This is a genomic window from Pseudomonas sp. GW823-FHT04A03 (assembly GCF_058796615.1).
This window is the reverse complement of sequence record NZ_JBXAIV010000002.1, coordinates 492,425-509,041: the sequence shown is the minus strand read 5'-3', so window position 1 is coordinate 509,041 and position 16,617 is coordinate 492,425. Positions and strand designations below refer to the sequence as shown.

Genomic DNA, 16,617 nt, shown 5'->3' with positions numbered 1-16,617 from the left:
GAATGCCGATAGTGTTTCGGGCGTTTGCGGATTATCGTGCTGGCAATCTGTACCTTTCCTGGAGATTGCCCATGAGTGAAGAAGCCCACAGCGCCCTGATCACCCGTTTCTACCAGGCTTTCCAGCGCCTCGACGCCGAGGCCATGGCCGCCTGCTACACCGATGACGTGGTATTCAGCGACCCGGCCTTCGGCGAGCTGCGCGGGCGCGATGCCGGCGACATGTGGCGCATGCTCACCACCCGGGCCAAGGACTTCTCCCTCACCTTCGACAACGTCCGCGCCGACGAGCGCAGCGGCGGCGCCCACTGGGTGGCGACCTACCTGTTCAGCCAGACCGACAACATCGTGATCAACGACATCCAGGCACGCTTCGTCTTCCGCGACGGCAAGATCTGCGAACACCACGACCACTTCGACCTGTGGCGCTGGTCGCGCCAGGCACTGGGTTTCAAAGGTCTGCTACTGGGCTGGACGCCGCTGGTGCGCAACGCCGTCCGCGCCCAGGCGCTGAAAGGGCTGAAGGCATTTCAGGCGAGTCGCTGATAAGATCGCGGCCTGTTTTCCCTACGCCTGAATTGTCCCGTGACCAGCCTCAGCGAAAATCCTCTCGATGCTGACGTTCCAGTGAGCAAGTCCTGGTTCGTCTACCTCGTACGCGCCGCCAACGGTTCGCTGTACTGCGGGATCAGCGATGATCCCGTGCGCCGTTTCGCCAAGCACCAGAGCGGCAAAGGCGCACGCTTCTTTCTCTCAAGCCCGGCGATGGCGCTGGTCTACACCGAACGTTGTCGCGACAAGGGTGATGCGTTGCGCCAGGAACGGTTGATCAAGAAGCTCAGGAAGAGTGCGAAGGAGTGTCTGGTGACGTCTTATCGGCCTGATTGATCGGGGGGCGACGGTAGACGTCTCACGTCGACGCGGTGCCCTCCAGCAAACGACAGGCGAAAAAAAAACCGCCTTTGCGGGGCGGTTTTTTCTGTAAACGCCGGTTTGCGGCCGGGTTTACTGATCTCACAGGAGACATTGACGTAGGCGGAGAGTATTCCTCTTCGCGTCACTGAGCAAGCCTGAAGACACGCCTACCCAAAAAACTCAATTTTGAGTTTATTTGTTTAAGCGAAGGTTCAGAAACCCGATTACGATCCGTCCGCTCACATGGCAGTGCACCCATTGAGGTCTGGCCGATCGGCGTAACGGTTTCATGCCCTCTGACACGGAGTTGCTCCCGTGCCGGAATGATTTTTCAGGGGGTATCACAACTGGCCGCCTCACAGGGGATATTGACGTGTCTTCCGAAGGCGTACGTGGTCCGGTAAGCACGCTGGAGGTTTGGCCCCCAACCGGAGGCCAAAATGTATGAAGCTTTTGCTACGTACTCTGAGCCTCGTATGGAGATCGTTCAAAGCGTTACGCTTTTACGAGTTCCTGCGAGATCACTTCGATGACCTGATGTAGGGTCATTGATGTGGCAAGCCGCCTCAGCCTTGGCTGAGGCGGCTTTTTAGTGCCTTATCAACCCTGACTGATCAGTTCCCATCAGCCGGATCCGTAGGCTGCGAACGAATTGCGCGCTAAGCTGCTGGCTCACTTTCTGTGCGGCGGAGCCGAGCATGTCCGAGTTGATTCTGCATCATTACCCGACCTCTCCATTTGCCGAAAAGGCCCGGCTGCTGTTGGGTTTCAAGGGCTTGTCCTGGCGTTCGGTGCACATCTCGCCGGTGATGCCGAAACCGGATCTGACCGCCCTGACCGGTGGCTATCGCAAGACCCCGGTGCTCCAGATTGGTGCCGACATCTACTGCGATACCGCGCTGATCGCCCGTCGCCTCGAGCAGGAAAAGGCCCAGCCTTCGTTCTTCCCGGAAGGTCAGGAAATGATCGCCGCGAGTTTCGCCGCCTGGGCCGATTCGGTGGTGTTCCAGCATGCGGTGAGCTTGGTGTTCCAGCCAGAATCGGTGGCGGTGCGTTTCGGCAAGTTGCCGCCGGAAGCGATCAAGGCGTTCCTCGCCGATCGGGCCGGGCTGTTCAGTGGTGGCAGCGCGACCAAGCTTTCAGCGGAGCAGGCCAAGCACAATTGGCCGACCCTCATGGCGCGTCTGGAGCAGCAGTTGCAGCGTGAAGACGGTGACTTCCTGTTCGGCGAGCCGTCGGTTGCCGACTTCGCCATGGCACATCCGCTGTGGTTCCTCAAGGCCACGCACGTGACGGCGCCGTTGGTGGATGCTTATCCGGCGGTGTCGGCGTGGCTGGGGCGTGTGCTCGGTTTTGGCCATGGCGCGGCCAGCGAGATGAGCTCCGAAGAAGCACTGGATATCGCTCGCGGTTCGAAGCCAGCGGCGTTGCCGGACGAAGAGTTCACTGATCCAAACGGGTTCGTGGCCGGTCAGCAGGTGTTGATCGCAGCGACAGACTACGGCGTTGATCCCGTTGCCGGCGAGCTGGTATTTGCCGGTCGTGAAGAGCTGATCCTGCGCCGTGAAGACGAACGAGGCGGGTTGGTGCATGTTCACTTTCCGCGTTTCGGATTCCGAATCGAGTAACGCTGAAACAAATGAGGGAGCCCTTGGGCTCCCTCGTTCATTTCAGTGCAGCGAGAATCTCGTCCGGATCAAACCCGCGAATCAACGTGCCATTGACGTCGATCAGCGGAATCCCGCGCCCGCCCAGCGCTTCGTATGCCTTGCGTGCCTCGGCGTCCTTCTCGATATCGAATTCCTTGAACGGAATGCCTTTCTGATCAAGAAAACGCTTGGTCTGCTTGCAGTAGCCGCACCAGTCCGTGGCGTACAGCACGACTTTGGCGTTGGCGCGGACCTGCTCGGAAGCCATCTGCGACGGGTTGAACACCCGCTCGATCTTGCCCCAGTTCTGATAGACCACGACCACCAGCAGAACCAGCAGAACCTTTTTCAGCACATTGCCGAGCATCAGTTGCGACGCTTCAGCTGATCGGTGAGCGAGGTCGGCAGGCCTTTGATGACCAGCGTCCCGGCCTCTTCGTCGTATTCGATCTTCGAGCCCAGCAGGTGCGCTTCGAAGCTGATCGACAGGCCTTCGGCGCGGCCGGTGAAGCGACGGAACTGATTGAGCGTGCGTTTATCCGCCGGGATCTCCGGCGACAGGCCGTAGTCCTTGTTGCGGATGTGATCGTAAAAGGCCTTCGGGCGTTCTTCGTCGATCAGCTCCGAGAGTTCTTCCAGGCCCATCGGTTCGCCGAGCTTGGCCTGGCTGCTGGCGTAGTCGACCAGGGTCTTGGTCTTCTCGCGGGCGGAGTCTTCCGGCAGGTCTTCGCTCTCGACGAAGTCGCTGAAGGCCTTGAGCAGGGTGCGGGTTTCGCCCGGGCCGTCGACCCCTTCCTGACAGCCGATGAAGTCACGGAAGTATTCCGAGACCTTCTTGCCGTTCTTGCCCTTGATGAACGAGATGTACTGCTTGGACTGCTTGTTGTTCTGCCACTCGGAAACGTTGATCCGCGCCGCCAGGTGCAGTTGACCGAGGTCGAGGTGGCGCGACGGGGTCACGTCCAGTTGATCGGTCACCGCCACGCCTTCGCTGTGGTGCAGCAGGGCGATGGCCAGGTAATCGGTCATGCCTTGCTGATAGTGGGCGAACAGCACGTGGCCGCCGACCGACAGGTTCGACTCTTCCATCAGCTTTTGCAGGTGCTCGACCGCCACTTTGCTGAACGCGGTGAAGTCCTTGCCGCCTTCCATGTATTCCTTCAGCCAGCCGCTGAACGGGAACGCACCGGACTCCGGATGGAACAAGCCCCAGGCTTTGCCCTGTTTGGCGTTATAGCTCTCGTTGAGATCGGCGAGCATGTTCTCGATGGCGGCGGACTCAGCCAATTCGGAGTCACGGGCGTGCAGGACTGCGGGTGTGCCGTCGGGTTTTTTGTCGATCAAATGGACGATGCAATGACGGATCGGCATAGGCTTCTCGGCTGGTGGAAGGGAGGAGGGCGGGCTCCCCCGAAAAAGCGCTCAGTGTACCGCAACCACTGGATTTGGCGCGGGGTGAAGGGCAAATCCGGGTCACCCGACGGCCCTTATGCATTTATTTACCGATTTAGCGCAATAAACCTGACCATTTGGCTAGCTAGAGGCGGATATTTCCTTGTCTCTGTGCTAGTTTTGCCCGGTCTTGTGCGAAGTCACCGCGACAAGCATGCATTCAGCTTTTGTCAGGTCGAACCAAACCTTGATTTCGGCATCTATAACCCCGACTCGTCGTGGTTATCGCCGAGGGTGCCAGATCCAGAAGATCGGGCTCGATGGCTGACACTGCACTCTGCAATCCATATGAATTTGATAGGGAAGGAACACTACATGGCTCTTACTAAAGACCAACTGATCGCCGACATCGCTGAAGCTATCGACGCGCCGAAAACCACCGCGCGTGCCGCTCTGGACCAACTGGGCCAAATCGTCGCCGATCAGCTGGAAAACGGTGCCGAAATCACTTTGCCAGGTATCGGCAAGCTGAAAGTGACCGAGCGTCCTGCCCGCACTGGCCGTAACCCATCGACTGGCGCTGCCATCGAAATCCCTGCCAAGAAAGTGATCAAGCTGGTTGTGGCCAAAGGCCTGACCGACGCTGTGAACAAGTAAGACGCAGCGATAAAAAACCGTGCACCGGAGCGATCCGGGCACGGTTTTTTTGTGTCTGCTGTTTGTGTTTCAACAGTAGCGGCGGCTGCTTTTCGCTCAAGCGCCGCCCCGGTGGAAACGTATTACTTGCGAACCCAGCGTTCGCGCCGCCAGATCTGCTGCTCGGATTTGGTCTGGAAGGTCCAGGCGACGAAGCGACTCTGTTTCTGCCCCTGGGACATTTCCACCACCTGGCTCTCCAGCGCGCCGGCCTTTTTCAGCGCGGTTTCGATGGCAGGCAGGTTCGAGGCTTTCGAGACCAGGGTGCTGAACCACAGCACCTTGTGCGCAAAGTTCGCACTTTCGGCGATCAGTTGCGTCACGAAACGCGCTTCGCCGCCTTCACACCACAGTTCGGCCGACTGCCCGCCGAAGTTCAGCACCGGCAGTTTGCGCTTCGGGTCGGCCTTGCCCAGGGCGCGCCATTTACGCTCGCTGCCCTTGGTGGCCTCTTCCATCGACGCGTGGAACGGCGGGTTGCACATGGTCAGGTCAAAGCGCTCGCCAGGCTCCAGCAGGCCGATCAGGATGTGCTTGCGGTTCTCCTGCTGGCGCAGCTGGATGACTTTGTTCAGGTCGTTGGACTGGACGATGGCCTTGGCCGCGGCCACGGCGGTCGGATCGATCTCCGAGCCGAGGAAGTGCCAGCGATATTCGCTGTTACCGATCAGCGGGTACACGCAGTTGGCGCCCATGCCGATATCCAGCACGTTGACGATGGCGCCGCGCGGAACCACGCCGTCGTTGTTGCTGGCCAGCAGGTCAGCCAAAAAGTGGATGTAGTCGGCACGGCCCGGCACCGGCGGGCACAGATAATCGGCCGGGATGTCCCAATGCTGGATCCCGTAGAACGATTTGAGCAGCGCCCGGTTGAACACACGCACCGCATCGGGACTGGCGAAGTCGATGCTTTCCTTGCCGTACGGGTTGGTGATCACGAACTTCGCCAGTTCGGGCGTGGTCTTGATCAGCGCCGGGAAGTCGTAACGACCCTGATGGCGATTGCGCGGGTGCAGGCTGGCTTCTTTACGCGGCTCCACGGGTTTGGCCGGGGTGGCGGAGTCAGGCTTCTTGCGCGCAGGTTTCGGTGTACGTGGGGCGTTCATGGGCGTGGTCGATTCGGGTAGGGCTGAAAGTGGCGGCTATTGTCCCACAGGGAGCCGTGTTGTTGGCCGGAAAAGTGCCGGGCACAAAAAAGGGAGGCCGTTGCGGGCCTCCCTTTTTCAGTGCGATTTGCCGTTACAGGCTGGCAATCCGCGCGTGCTGCTCGGCCAGCTTGGCCAGAGCCTGTTCGGCTTCGGCCAGTTTGTCGCGTTCCTTCTCGATGACTTCGGCCGGGGCCTTGTCAACGAAACCGGCATTGGACAGCTTGCCGCCAACCCGCTGGACTTCGCCCTGCAGACGCAGGATTTCCTTGTCCAGACGCGCCAGTTCGGCGTTCTTGTCGATCAGACCAGCCATCGGCACCAGCACTTCCATCTCGCCAACCAGTGCGGTGGCGGACAGCGGCGCTTCTTCGCCGGCCGCCAGTACGGTGATCGATTCCAGACGCGCCAGTTTCTTCAGCAGCGCTTCGTTCTCGGTCAGGCGGCGCTGGTCTTCAGCGGTGACGTTTTTCAGGTAGATCGGCAGCGGTTTGCCCGGGCCGATGTTCATTTCGCCACGGATGTTGCGCGTGCCGAGCATCAGGCCCTTGAGCCATTCGATGTCGTCTTCGGCCGCCGGATCGATGCGCTCTTCGTTGGCCACCGGCCACGCTTGCAGCATGATCGTCTTGCCCTGAATGCCGGCCAGCGGCGCGATGCGCTGCCAGATTTCTTCAGTGATGAACGGCATGAACGGATGCGCCAGACGCAGCGCCACTTCCAGTACGCGAACCAGCGTGCGGCGAGTGCCGCGCTGGCGCTCGACCGGCGCGTTTTCGTCCCACAGCACTGGCTTGGACAGTTCCAGGTACCAGTCGCAGTACTGGTTCCAGATGAACTCGTACAGCGCTTGCGCCGCCAGGTCGAAACGGAACTGATCCAGTTGACGGGTCACTTCGGCTTCGGTGCGTTGCAGTTGCGAGATGATCCAGCGATCCGCCAGCGACAGCTCGTAGGCTTCGCCGTTCTGGCCGCAATCTTCGCCCTTGTCCAGAACATAGCGCGCGGCGTTCCAGATCTTGTTGCAGAAGTTGCGATAGCCTTCGACGCGGCCCATGTCGAACTTGATGTCACGACCGGTGGATGCCAGCGAGCAGAAGGTGAAGCGCAGGGCGTCGGTGCCGTAGCTGGCGATGCCGTCGGCGAACTCGTCGCGGGTCTGCTTCTCGATCTTCTTCGCCAGTTTCGGCTGCATCAGACCGGAAGTGCGTTTCTGCACCAGGGTTTCGAGCTCGATACCGTCGATGATGTCCAGCGGGTCCAGGACGTTGCCCTTGGACTTGGACATCTTCTGACCCTGGCCATCACGTACCAGACCGTGCACGTAAACGGTCTTGAACGGAACCTGCGGCGTGCCGTCCTCGTTCTTGATCAGGTGCATCGTCAGCATGATCATCCGGGCAACCCAGAAGAAAATGATGTCGAAGCCCGTCACCAGTACATCGGTGGAGTGGAATTTCTTCAGGAACTCGGTCTTTTCCGGCCAGCCCAGGGTGGAGAAGGTCCACAGGCCCGAACTGAACCAGGTGTCGAGTACGTCGTTGTCCTGTTGCAGTGCAACGTCCGGGCCGAGGTTGTGCTTGGCGCGCACTTCGGCTTCGTCGCGACCGACGTAGACCTTGCCCGACTCGTCGTACCAGGCCGGAATCCGGTGGCCCCACCACAGCTGACGGCTGATGCACCAGTCCTGGATGTCGCGCATCCACGAGAAGTACATGTTTTCGTACTGCTTCGGCACGAACTGGATACGGCCGTCTTCAACGGCAGCAATCGCAGGCTCGGCCAGCGGTTTGGTGGACACGTACCACTGGTCGGTCAGCCACGGCTCGATGACGGTGCCGGAGCGGTCGCCTTTCGGCACTTTCAGGTTGTGGTCGTCGACGCTGACCAGCAGGCCGGCGGCGTCGAACGCGGCAACGATCTGCTTGCGCGCTTCGAAACGCTCGAGACCGGCGTATTCGGCCGGAATCTTGCCGTCGATGCTGTCGTTCAGTGTGCCGTCGAGGTTGAACACCTGCGCTGCCGGCAGCACGTTGGCGTTCTTGTCGAAAATGTTCAGCAGCGGCAGGTTGTGGCGCTTGCCGACTTCGTAGTCGTTGAAATCGTGGGCCGGGGTGATTTTCACGCAACCGGTGCCGAATTCAGGATCGCAGTAATCGTCGGCGATGATCGGGATGCGGCGACCGACCAGCGGCAGCTCGACAAATTTGCCGATCAGGGCTTTGTAGCGTTCGTCGTTCGGGTTCACCGCGACGGCGGAGTCGCCGAGCATGGTTTCCGGACGGGTGGTCGCGACGATCAGGAAATCGTTGCCTTCAGCGGTTTTCGCGCCGTCGGCCAGCGGGTACTTCAGGTTCCACAGGAAACCTTTCTCATCGTGGTTTTCCACTTCGAGGTCGGAAATCGCCGTGTGCAGCTTGGTGTCCCAGTTGACCAGACGCTTGCCGCGATAGATCAGGCCGTCTTCGTGCAGGCGCACGAACGCTTCTTTAACGGCTTCCGAGAGGCCGTCATCCATGGTGAAGCGCTCGCGGCTCCAGTCCACGGACGAGCCGAGGCGACGGATCTGACGGCTGATGTTGCCGCCGGACTGATCCTTCCACTCCCAGACTTTCTCGAGGAATTTTTCGCGGCCCAGATCATGGCGGTTCTGGCCCTGGGCTTCGAGTTGACGCTCCACCAGCATCTGCGTGGCGATACCGGCGTGGTCGGTGCCCGGCTGCCACAGGGTGTTGCGACCCTGCATGCGGCGGAAACGGATCAGGGCGTCCATGATCGCGTTGTTGAAACCGTGACCCATGTGCAGGCTACCGGTGACGTTCGGCGGCGGGATCATGATGGTGTAGGAGTCGCCCGCGCCTTGCGGGGCGAAGTAGTTCTCGGACTCCCAGGTGTTGTACCAGGAAGTTTCAATGGCGTGCGGCTGGTAGGTCTTATCCATGCGCGGCGGGACCCTATTGGCATTTATTCAGGAAAAGCCGGGAAGTATAGCGGGGCATGGGGCGCAGGGCGAGCGGGGCGGGCCGGGTGGAGATCTAAAAGTGGGAGCGACCGAGCGGCGGCTCCCACGGGGGGTTATTCGTACTGGCCGAGAAGCCGTTCCATCCGCGCCTCGAGGCGGCGTTTGATTTCGGTTTCGATGTGCGGCGCGAAATCGTCGATCACGTCCTGCATGATCAGTTGTGCGGCGGCGCGCAGTTCGCTGTCCAGGTGCAGGAGGGCGTCGGGGCCCTTATCCACAACAGCAGCGGCAGGTTGCGGGGCAGGCGTCGGCGCGGGTGCAGCCTCGACGACTTGCGGTGTGTTGTCGACCGAATCGAACAACATCGGAATCTGTTCCTGTTCGCCATCATCGACCGTGTCGGTCAGCAGTGGCGGTTGCAGGTTGTCATCGCCGAGCAGCTGGCGGATCGACTCGAGGTCATCCAGCAGGTGCGCGGGCTTTTGCAGCGGTTTTGGAGTGTCCATCGGCGTACTCAGAGTCGCTGTAAACGGTGGTCTTGCAGAGGATAGCCCTGTTCGCGGTAGAAACGGAAACTCTCCCGCGCCGCAGTGCGAATCGCCGGATCTTCCACCACCACCTCCGCCACTCGGGCGAATTTGTTGGCGAAAACCGGGACTTTCAGGTCGAGGTTGACCAGCAGATCCGCGTGCTGGCCGCAGTCAGCGCCCAATCCCAATACGATCAAACCTTCCGGTTCGCTTTCAGCCGGGCCGTGAGGCACGAAGGTTTCGCCCTTGAACGCCCACAGTCGCGCATCGAGATCATCACGCTGGGCGGCATCGCTGCAATGCAGGTAGATGCGATGGCCCATGCGCCAGGCTTTATCGGTGAGCTTGCAGGCAAAGTCCAGGCGAGCCGAAGGATCGGCGCTGGGCAGAATATAAAAGTCGACTTTGGTCATTGCGGTTCCTGAGCTGAAAGCGGCGCCCCTCAAGAGAGACGCCGCTCGCAGTCATCGGTTTCAGGCTTTGGCGCGGTCCAGCAGGTATTGGGTCAGCAGCGGAACCGGACGGCCAGTGGCGCCCTTGTCCTTGCCGCCACTGGTCCAGGCGGTGCCCGCGATGTCCAGGTGCGCCCAGTTCAGGTTTTTGGTGAAGCGCGACAGGAAGCAGGCGGCGGTGATGGTGCCGGCTTTCGGCCCGCCGATGTTGGCGATGTCGGCGAAAGGACTGTCCAACTGCTCCTGGTATTCATCGAACAGCGGCAGTTGCCAGGCGCGGTCGTCGGCAGCCTTGCCGGCGCTCAGCAGTTGCTCGATCAGCTCGTCGTTGTTGCCCAGCAGGCCCGAAGTGTGGGCGCCCAGAGCAACGACGCAGGCACCGGTCAGGGTGGCGATGTCGATCACCGCTTGCGGCTTGAAGCGCTCGGAGTAGGTCAGGGCATCGCACAGCACCAGACGGCCTTCGGCGTCGGTGTTGAGGATTTCCACGGTCTGGCCGCTCATGGTGGTGACGATGTCGCCCGGACGCGAAGCGTTGCCGCTCGGCATGTTCTCGGCGCAAGCCAGGATGCACACCAGGTTGATCGGCAGTTTCAGTTCCAGCACGGCGCGCAGAGTACCGAACACGCTGGCGGCGCCACCCATGTCGTACTTCATTTCGTCCATGCCGGCGCCCGGTTTCAGGCTGATGCCGCCGGTGTCGAAAGTGATGCCTTTACCAACCAGTGCGTACGGCTTTTCGGATTTCTTGCCGCCGTTGTATTGCATGACGATCAGGCGCGGTGGTTGGGCGCTGCCTTGGCCGACGGCGTAGAACGAACCCATGCCCAGGGATTTGATCTTCTTCTCGTCGAGGACTTCGACTTTCAGATCCTTGAACTCTTTGCCGAGGTTCTTGGCTTGCTCGCCGAGGAAAGTCGGGTGGCAGATGTTCGGCGGCAGGTTGCCCAGGTTGCGGGTGAAGGCCATGCCGTTGGCGATCGCGGTGGCGTGGTTCACGGCGCGTTGCACTTCGGCCTGAGCGGCCTTGATGGTCAGCAGGGTGATTTTCTTCAGGGCGCGCGGTTCGGCTTTCTGGCTCTTGAACTGGTCGAAGGTGTATTCGCCGTCGACCAGGGTTTCGGCCAGCAGACGGGTCTTGCCGTAGCTGTCGCGGTTCTTGACGATGATTTCATCGAGTGCCAGTACGGCGTCGCTGCCGTTCAGGCCTTTAAGGGTGTTGAGGATGCCGGCGACGATCTTGCGGAACGGACGGTCGCCCAGTTCTTCATCCTTGCCCACTCCGACCAGCAGCACGCGTTCGGCTTTCAGGTTCGGCAGGCTGTGCAGCAACAGGCTCTGGCCGACCTTGCCGGCCAGGTCGCCACGCTTGAGCACGGCGCTGATGGCGCCGCCGCTCAGTTCGTCGACCTGTTTGGCGGCAACACCGAGTTTGCGGCCTTCGCCGACGGCAACCACCAGGGTGGCGGTTTTCAACGTTTCTGGGCTAACGCTTTTTACAACCAGTTCCATGTCCGGATCCCTGAATGAATGGTCAACACGCAGGCGTTCGACGTGTCCGCCGTCGCCTGCTTATAGAGAGAAGAGGCGCAGGCCAGTGCCTGCGACAGAGGCGGCAGTTTGAACCTCGCTCACCGCGCCTGACAACCCTCGGTTGTACGATCTTCAACGGATTGCACGCTTGCGTGAGTGTGCGCAGTGACAGGCGACCTCAATCACAGGATAATGCCGCATCTTTTTTCGACGGCTCTGCCTTGCGGGCCCGTCGATACGTTTGCTTGTTTGGCCGCCTTAGCCTGACAACCCTGGAGTGTCTGGTTTGATCGTCTTCCGTTATCTGTCCCGCGAAGTCCTGTTGACCCTGAGTGCGGTGAGCGCTGTGCTGCTGGTCATCATCATGAGCGGTCGCTTCATCAAATACCTTGCCCAGGCCGCCGCGGGCCAGCTCGATCCGGGATCGCTGTTCCTGATCATGGGCTTCCGTCTGCCGGGCTTCCTGCAACTGATCCTGCCGCTGGGCCTGTTTCTCGGGATCCTGCTGGCGTACGGCCGGTTGTACCTGGAAAGCGAGATGACCGTGCTCTCGGCCACCGGCATGAGCCAGCAGCGTCTGTTTCGCATGACCCTGTTCCCGGCCACCCTGGTGGCACTGGTGGTTGCGTGGCTGAGCCTGAGCCTGGCCCCGCAAGGCGCCAACCAGTTCCAGCTGTTGCTGAACAAGCAGGACGCCCTGACCGAATTCGACACCCTCGAGCCCGGCCGCTTCCAGGCCCTGCGCGACGGTACGCGGGTGACCTACACCGAAACCCTGAGTGACGATCGGGTCAACCTCGGCAGCGTGTTCATCTCGCAGAAGAACCTCGGCGCCAACCAGAAGGATCGCGGGATTTCCGTGCTGGTGGCGGAAAAGGGTCGTCAGGAAGTGCGTCCCGACGGCAACCGCTACCTGATCCTCGACAACGGCTTCCGCTACGACGGCAGCCCGGGTCAGGCCAACTACCGCGCCATCCACTACGAAACCTACGGCGTGCTGCTGCCCAAGCCGGATGTCAGCGAGGAAGTCACCGACCGTGACGCCATGCCGACCTCGTCTCTGGTGGGCAGCGACGACATTCGCTCGAAAACCGAACTGCAATGGCGCCTGTCGCTGCCGCTGCTGGTGTTCATCGTGACCCTGATGGCGGTGCCGCTGTCGCGGGTCAATCCGCGTCAGGGGCGTTTCCTCAAGCTGCTGCCGGCGATTCTTCTTTATATGGCTTACCTGACCATCCTGATTGCCGCACGCGGCGCCCTTGAGAAAGGCAAGATTCCACCGGCGCTCGGCTTGTGGTGGGTGCACGCGATCTTCCTGGTCATCGGTCTCGGCCTGCTGTACTGGGAACCTCTGCGCCTGAAACTGGCCAGCCGTCGCAGCGCAGCGCTGGAGGTGGCCCGTGGTTAAACTCGACCGCTACATCGGCAGCAGCGTGTTCATGGCGATCATCGCAGTGCTGGCGATCATTCTCGGCCTGGCAACCTTGTTTGCGTTCATCGACGAGATGGGCGATGTCAGTGACACATACACCCTGGTCGATGTCCTGAGTTTCGTGCTCCTGACCGCACCGCGCCGCATGTACGACATGCTGCCGATGGCGGCGCTGATCGGTTGCCTGATCGGCCTCGGCAGTCTGGCGAGCAGCAGTGAGCTGACCGTCATGCGCGCTGCCGGTGTGTCCATCGGGCGCATCGTCTGGGCGGTGATGAAGCCGATGCTGGTGCTGATGCTGGCCGGCGTGCTGATCGGCGAGTACGTGGCGCCGGCCACCGAAAGCATGGCCCAGGCCAATCGTTCGCTGGCGCAAGGCAGCGGCGACGCACAGAGCGCCAAACATGGCATGTGGCACCGTCAGGGGGAGGAGTTCATTCACATCAACTCCGTGCAGCCCAACGGTCGTCTGTATGGCGTGACCCGCTATCACTTCGACAAAGAGCGTCATCTGCTGAGCTCGAGCTTCGCCAAGCGCGCCGAGTTCGACACTGATCACTGGCAGCTGACCGACGTGACCACCACCAAATTCCACGAGCGCAGTACCGAAGTGGTCAATACGCCAGAGGAGCGCTGGGATGTTTCCCTGAGTCCGCAATTGCTGAGCACCGTAGTGATGGCGCCGGAATCGCTGTCGATCACCGGTCTGTGGGGTTACATCCACTATCTGGCCGACCAGGGCCTGAGTAACGGCCGTTACTGGTTGGCATTTTGGGTCAAGGTGTTGCAGCCGCTGGTGACTGCTGCGCTGGTGCTGATGGCGATTTCCTTCATCTTCGGTCCGTTGCGTTCGGTGACCCTCGGTCAGCGGGTGTTCACCGGTGTGCTGGTGGGCTTCACCTTCCGCATCGTTCAGGATCTGCTGGGTCCATCCAGTCTGGTGTTCGGCTTCTCGCCACTGTTCGCGGTGCTGGTGCCGGCTGGCGTGTGTGCGCTGGCGGGTGTCTGGCTGTTGCGTCGAGCCGGTTGATGAACAAGGTTTCACCCACGCTTTAGCCTTGAAAACGCCTCGGTCACCAGACCGGGGCGTTTTTGCATGCAATCCGGGTGACAGGCGAACGTGACGCTTGCGCCGTGTATCAGGTACAATTCCCGGCTATTTTTCGGCGGGCCAAGCCTGCAGCCTTTTTGAGTGTTGATCCGTGAGTGATTTGAGTCATATCCGCAATTTCTCCATCATCGCCCACATTGACCATGGCAAGTCGACGCTGGCTGACCGTTTCATCCAGATGTGCGGTGGCCTGGCCGAGCGTGAAATGGAAGCCCAGGTACTGGATTCCATGGATCTGGAGCGCGAACGCGGGATCACCATCAAGGCCCATAGCGTTACCCTCTATTACAAGGCCAAAGACGGCGTCACCTACCAGCTGAACTTCATTGACACCCCGGGCCACGTCGACTTCACCTACGAAGTCAGCCGTTCCCTGGCGGCCTGTGAAGGTGCGTTGCTGGTGGTCGATGCGGGGCAGGGCGTTGAAGCCCAGTCCGTGGCCAACTGCTACACCGCCATCGAGCAGGGCCTCGAGGTCATGCCGGTCCTGAACAAGATCGACCTGCCACAGGCCGAGCCTGACCGCGTGAAGGACGAGATCGAAAAGATCATCGGCATCGACGCCACCGACGCCGTCACTTGCAGCGCCAAGACCGGCCTGGGTGTCGACGAAGTGCTCGAGCGCTTGGTCGCCACCATTCCTGCGCCGACCGGCAACATCGAAGATCCGCTGCAAGCGTTGATCATCGACTCCTGGTTCGACAACTACCTGGGCGTTGTCTCCCTGGTGCGTGTGCGTCACGGCCGCGTGAAGAAGGGCGACAAGATCCTTGTCAAGTCCACCGGCAAGGTGCATCTGGTCGACAGCGTTGGCGTGTTCAACCCGAAACACACCGCCACCGCTGACCTGAAGGCCGGCGAAGTGGGCTTCATCATTGCCAGCATCAAGGACATTCATGGTGCGCCGGTCGGTGACACCCTGACCCTGAGCTCCACCCCGGACGTTCCGGTGCTGCCAGGCTTCAAGCGCATCCAGCCGCAGGTTTACGCCGGTCTGTTCCCGGTCAGCTCCGACGACTTCGAGGACTTCCGCGAAGCGCTGCAGAAACTGACCCTGAACGACTCGTCGCTGCAGTACACGCCGGAAAGCTCCGACGCACTGGGCTTCGGCTTCCGTTGCGGCTTCCTCGGCATGCTGCACATGGAGATCATCCAGGAGCGCCTGGAGCGCGAATACGACCTGGACCTGATCACCACGGCGCCGACGGTAATCTTCGAGCTGGTGCTGAAAACCGGTGAAACGATTTACGTCGACAACCCGTCGAAGCTGCCGGACGTGTCTGCAATCGAAGACATGCGCGAGCCGATCGTGCGTGCCAACATCCTGGTACCGCAGGAGCACCTGGGCAACGTCATCACCCTGTGCATCGAGAAACGCGGTGTGCAGGTCGACATGCTGTTCCTCGGCAATCAGGTGCAGGTGACCTACGACCTGCCGATGAACGAAGTGGTCCTGGACTTCTTCGATCGTCTGAAATCCACCAGCCGCGGCTATGCTTCGCTGGACTACCATTTCGATCGTTACCAATCGGCTAATCTGGTGAAACTGGACGTGCTGATCAACGGCGACAAGGTCGACGCTCTGGCGCTGATCGTGCACCGTGACAATTCGCACTTCAAAGGTCGCCAGTTGACCGAGAAGATGAAAGAGCTGATTCCTCGTCAGATGTTCGACGTGGCCATCCAGGCTGCCATTGGCGGTCAGATTGTCGCCCGGACAACCGTCAAGGCACTCAGAAAGAACGTATTGGCCAAGTGCTACGGCGGCGACGTCAGCCGTAAGAAAAAACTGCTTGAGAAGCAGAAGGCCGGTAAGAAACGCATGAAACAGGTCGGCAACGTGGAAATTCCACAAGAAGCCTTCCTCGCCGTGCTCAGGTTGGAATAGTCAGGTCCTATGTCACTAAATTTCCCGCTGTTGCTGGTCATTGCCGTGTTCGTCTGCGGTCTGTTGGCGTTGCTCGATCTGTTGATCCTGGCACCGCGTCGGCGTGCCGCCATCGCCTCCTATCAGGGCAGCGTCAGCCAGCCTGATGGGGTGGTGGTCGAGAAGCTGAACAAGGAACCGCTGCTGGTCGAGTACGGCAAGTCGTTCTTCCCGGTGCTGTTCATTGTGCTGGTGCTGCGTTCGTTCCTGGTGGAACCGTTCCAGATTCCGTCCGGCTCGATGAAACCGACCCTGGACGTTGGCGACTTCATTCTGGTGAACAAGTTTTCCTACGGGATCCGTTTGCCGGTGATCGACAAGAAGATCATCGAAGTCGGTGACCCGCAGCGCGGCGATGTGATGGTGTTCCGCTACCCGAGCGACCCGAACGTCAACTACATCAAGCGAGTGGTCGGCCTGCCGGGTGACACCGTGCGGTACACCGCCGACAAGCGCCTGTTCGTCAATGGCGAGTCGATTGCCGAGCAACTGGTCGGCTCCGAGCCGGGCACGTTGGGCAGCGCGGAACTCTACAAGGAAAAACTCGGCGTCGCCGAGCACCTGATCCGCAAGGAAATGAGCCGCTACCGCGCCACGCCGGACCATACCTGGACCGTGCCGGCCGGGCACTACTTCATGATGGGCGACAACCGCGACAACTCGAACGACAGTCGCTACTGGGATGATCCGAACATTCCCAAGGATCTGCTGGGCATGGTTCCCGACCAGAACATCGTCGGCAAGGCCTTCGCGGTCTGGATGAGCTGGCCGGAACCGAAACTCAGCCACCTGCCGAACTTCTCGCGGGTCGGCCTGATCAAGTAAACAAACACGGCGCTGTTGACCACAGCGCCGAATGCATTTCTGGCGTCGG

15 protein-coding genes are annotated in these 16,617 nt (G+C 60.6%); 8 read left to right on the top strand and 7 right to left on the bottom strand.

Annotated elements, in window-relative coordinates; translation table 11 throughout:
• Nucleotides 1–71 precede the first annotated feature (71 nt).
• The 3 genes from AC1Q9F_RS08270 (at nucleotide 72) to AC1Q9F_RS08260 (ending at nucleotide 2,542) form a co-directional block, all read left to right on the top strand.
• Nucleotides 72–545, top strand: a complete 474-nt coding sequence (locus AC1Q9F_RS08270) for a nuclear transport factor 2 family protein (RefSeq protein ID WP_207985110.1) — start codon at nucleotides 72–74, stop codon at nucleotides 543–545.
• Nucleotides 546–584: 39 nt separating this feature from the next.
• A complete protein-coding gene (locus AC1Q9F_RS08265; RefSeq protein WP_207985111.1) occupies nucleotides 585–887 on the top strand; it encodes a GIY-YIG nuclease family protein in 303 nt (100 codons plus the stop codon).
• 725 nt (nucleotides 888–1,612) lie between these two features.
• On the top strand, nucleotides 1,613–2,542 hold the full coding sequence (locus AC1Q9F_RS08260; RefSeq protein WP_492619583.1) for a glutathione S-transferase family protein: 930 nt from the start codon (nucleotides 1,613–1,615) through the stop codon (nucleotides 2,540–2,542).
• 37 nt (nucleotides 2,543–2,579) lie between these two features.
• Here AC1Q9F_RS08260 and AC1Q9F_RS08255 read toward each other — a convergent pair whose 3' ends face one another.
• Both AC1Q9F_RS08255 and yejK read right to left on the bottom strand, forming a co-directional pair.
• A complete protein-coding gene (locus AC1Q9F_RS08255) occupies nucleotides 2,580–2,930 on the bottom strand; it encodes a glutaredoxin family protein (RefSeq protein ID WP_262158474.1) in 351 nt (116 codons plus the stop codon).
• The gene (yejK, locus tag AC1Q9F_RS08250; RefSeq protein ID WP_007957356.1) at nucleotides 2,930–3,934 is read right to left on the bottom strand and encodes a nucleoid-associated protein YejK; all 1,005 of its coding nucleotides are present in this window, start codon (nucleotides 3,932–3,934) and stop codon (nucleotides 2,930–2,932) included. The genes AC1Q9F_RS08255 and yejK overlap by 1 nt, the downstream gene beginning before the upstream one ends.
• Before the next feature lie 396 nt (nucleotides 3,935–4,330).
• Here yejK and AC1Q9F_RS08245 point away from each other — a divergent pair, with 396 nt between their 5' ends.
• Complete coding sequence (locus AC1Q9F_RS08245; protein ID WP_007957357.1) at nucleotides 4,331–4,612, top strand: HU family DNA-binding protein; 282 nt, start codon at nucleotides 4,331–4,333, stop codon at nucleotides 4,610–4,612.
• 122 nt (nucleotides 4,613–4,734) lie between these two features.
• Here AC1Q9F_RS08245 and rlmF read toward each other — a convergent pair whose 3' ends face one another.
• The 5 genes from rlmF to AC1Q9F_RS08220 form a co-directional block, all read right to left on the bottom strand.
• On the bottom strand, nucleotides 4,735–5,757 hold the full coding sequence (gene rlmF / locus AC1Q9F_RS08240; RefSeq protein ID WP_007957358.1) for a 23S rRNA (adenine(1618)-N(6))-methyltransferase RlmF: 1,023 nt from the start codon (nucleotides 5,755–5,757) through the stop codon (nucleotides 4,735–4,737).
• A 133-nt stretch (nucleotides 5,758–5,890) separates the two neighbouring features.
• Nucleotides 5,891–8,737: a valine--tRNA ligase gene (locus AC1Q9F_RS08235; protein WP_492619584.1), complete on the bottom strand. Its 2,847-nt coding sequence runs from the start codon at nucleotides 8,735–8,737 to the stop codon at nucleotides 5,891–5,893.
• A gap of 134 nt (nucleotides 8,738–8,871) precedes the next feature.
• Nucleotides 8,872–9,264: a DNA polymerase III subunit chi gene (locus AC1Q9F_RS08230; RefSeq protein ID WP_492619585.1), complete on the bottom strand. Its 393-nt coding sequence runs from the start codon at nucleotides 9,262–9,264 to the stop codon at nucleotides 8,872–8,874.
• Nucleotides 9,265–9,272: 8 nt separating this feature from the next.
• Nucleotides 9,273–9,701, bottom strand: a complete 429-nt coding sequence (locus AC1Q9F_RS08225; protein WP_207985117.1) for a DNA polymerase III subunit chi — start codon at nucleotides 9,699–9,701, stop codon at nucleotides 9,273–9,275.
• Nucleotides 9,702–9,761: 60 nt separating this feature from the next.
• The gene (locus AC1Q9F_RS08220; protein WP_492619586.1) at nucleotides 9,762–11,252 is read right to left on the bottom strand and encodes a leucyl aminopeptidase; all 1,491 of its coding nucleotides are present in this window, start codon (nucleotides 11,250–11,252) and stop codon (nucleotides 9,762–9,764) included.
• A gap of 307 nt (nucleotides 11,253–11,559) precedes the next feature.
• On the opposite strand from AC1Q9F_RS08220, the gene lptF reads away from it, so the two are divergent.
• The 4 genes from lptF (at nucleotide 11,560) to lepB (ending at nucleotide 16,568) form a co-directional block, all read left to right on the top strand.
• Nucleotides 11,560–12,681 carry an LPS export ABC transporter permease LptF gene (gene lptF, locus AC1Q9F_RS08215; protein WP_207985119.1) on the top strand — a complete coding sequence of 374 codons (1,122 nt, stop codon included), beginning with the start codon at nucleotides 11,560–11,562 and terminating at the stop codon, nucleotides 12,679–12,681.
• Nucleotides 12,674–13,735, top strand: a complete 1,062-nt coding sequence (gene lptG / locus AC1Q9F_RS08210) for an LPS export ABC transporter permease LptG (protein ID WP_492619587.1) — start codon at nucleotides 12,674–12,676, stop codon at nucleotides 13,733–13,735. Before lptF ends, lptG begins: the two co-directional genes overlap by 8 nt.
• Before the next feature lie 172 nt (nucleotides 13,736–13,907).
• Nucleotides 13,908–15,704 (top strand): translation elongation factor 4, encoded by a 1,797-nt coding sequence (gene lepA, locus AC1Q9F_RS08205; RefSeq protein WP_085608162.1) that lies wholly within the window; start codon nucleotides 13,908–13,910, stop codon nucleotides 15,702–15,704.
• A 9-nt stretch (nucleotides 15,705–15,713) separates the two neighbouring features.
• On the top strand, nucleotides 15,714–16,568 hold the full coding sequence (lepB, locus tag AC1Q9F_RS08200; protein ID WP_007957367.1) for a signal peptidase I: 855 nt from the start codon (nucleotides 15,714–15,716) through the stop codon (nucleotides 16,566–16,568).
• Nucleotides 16,569–16,617 lie beyond the last annotated feature (49 nt).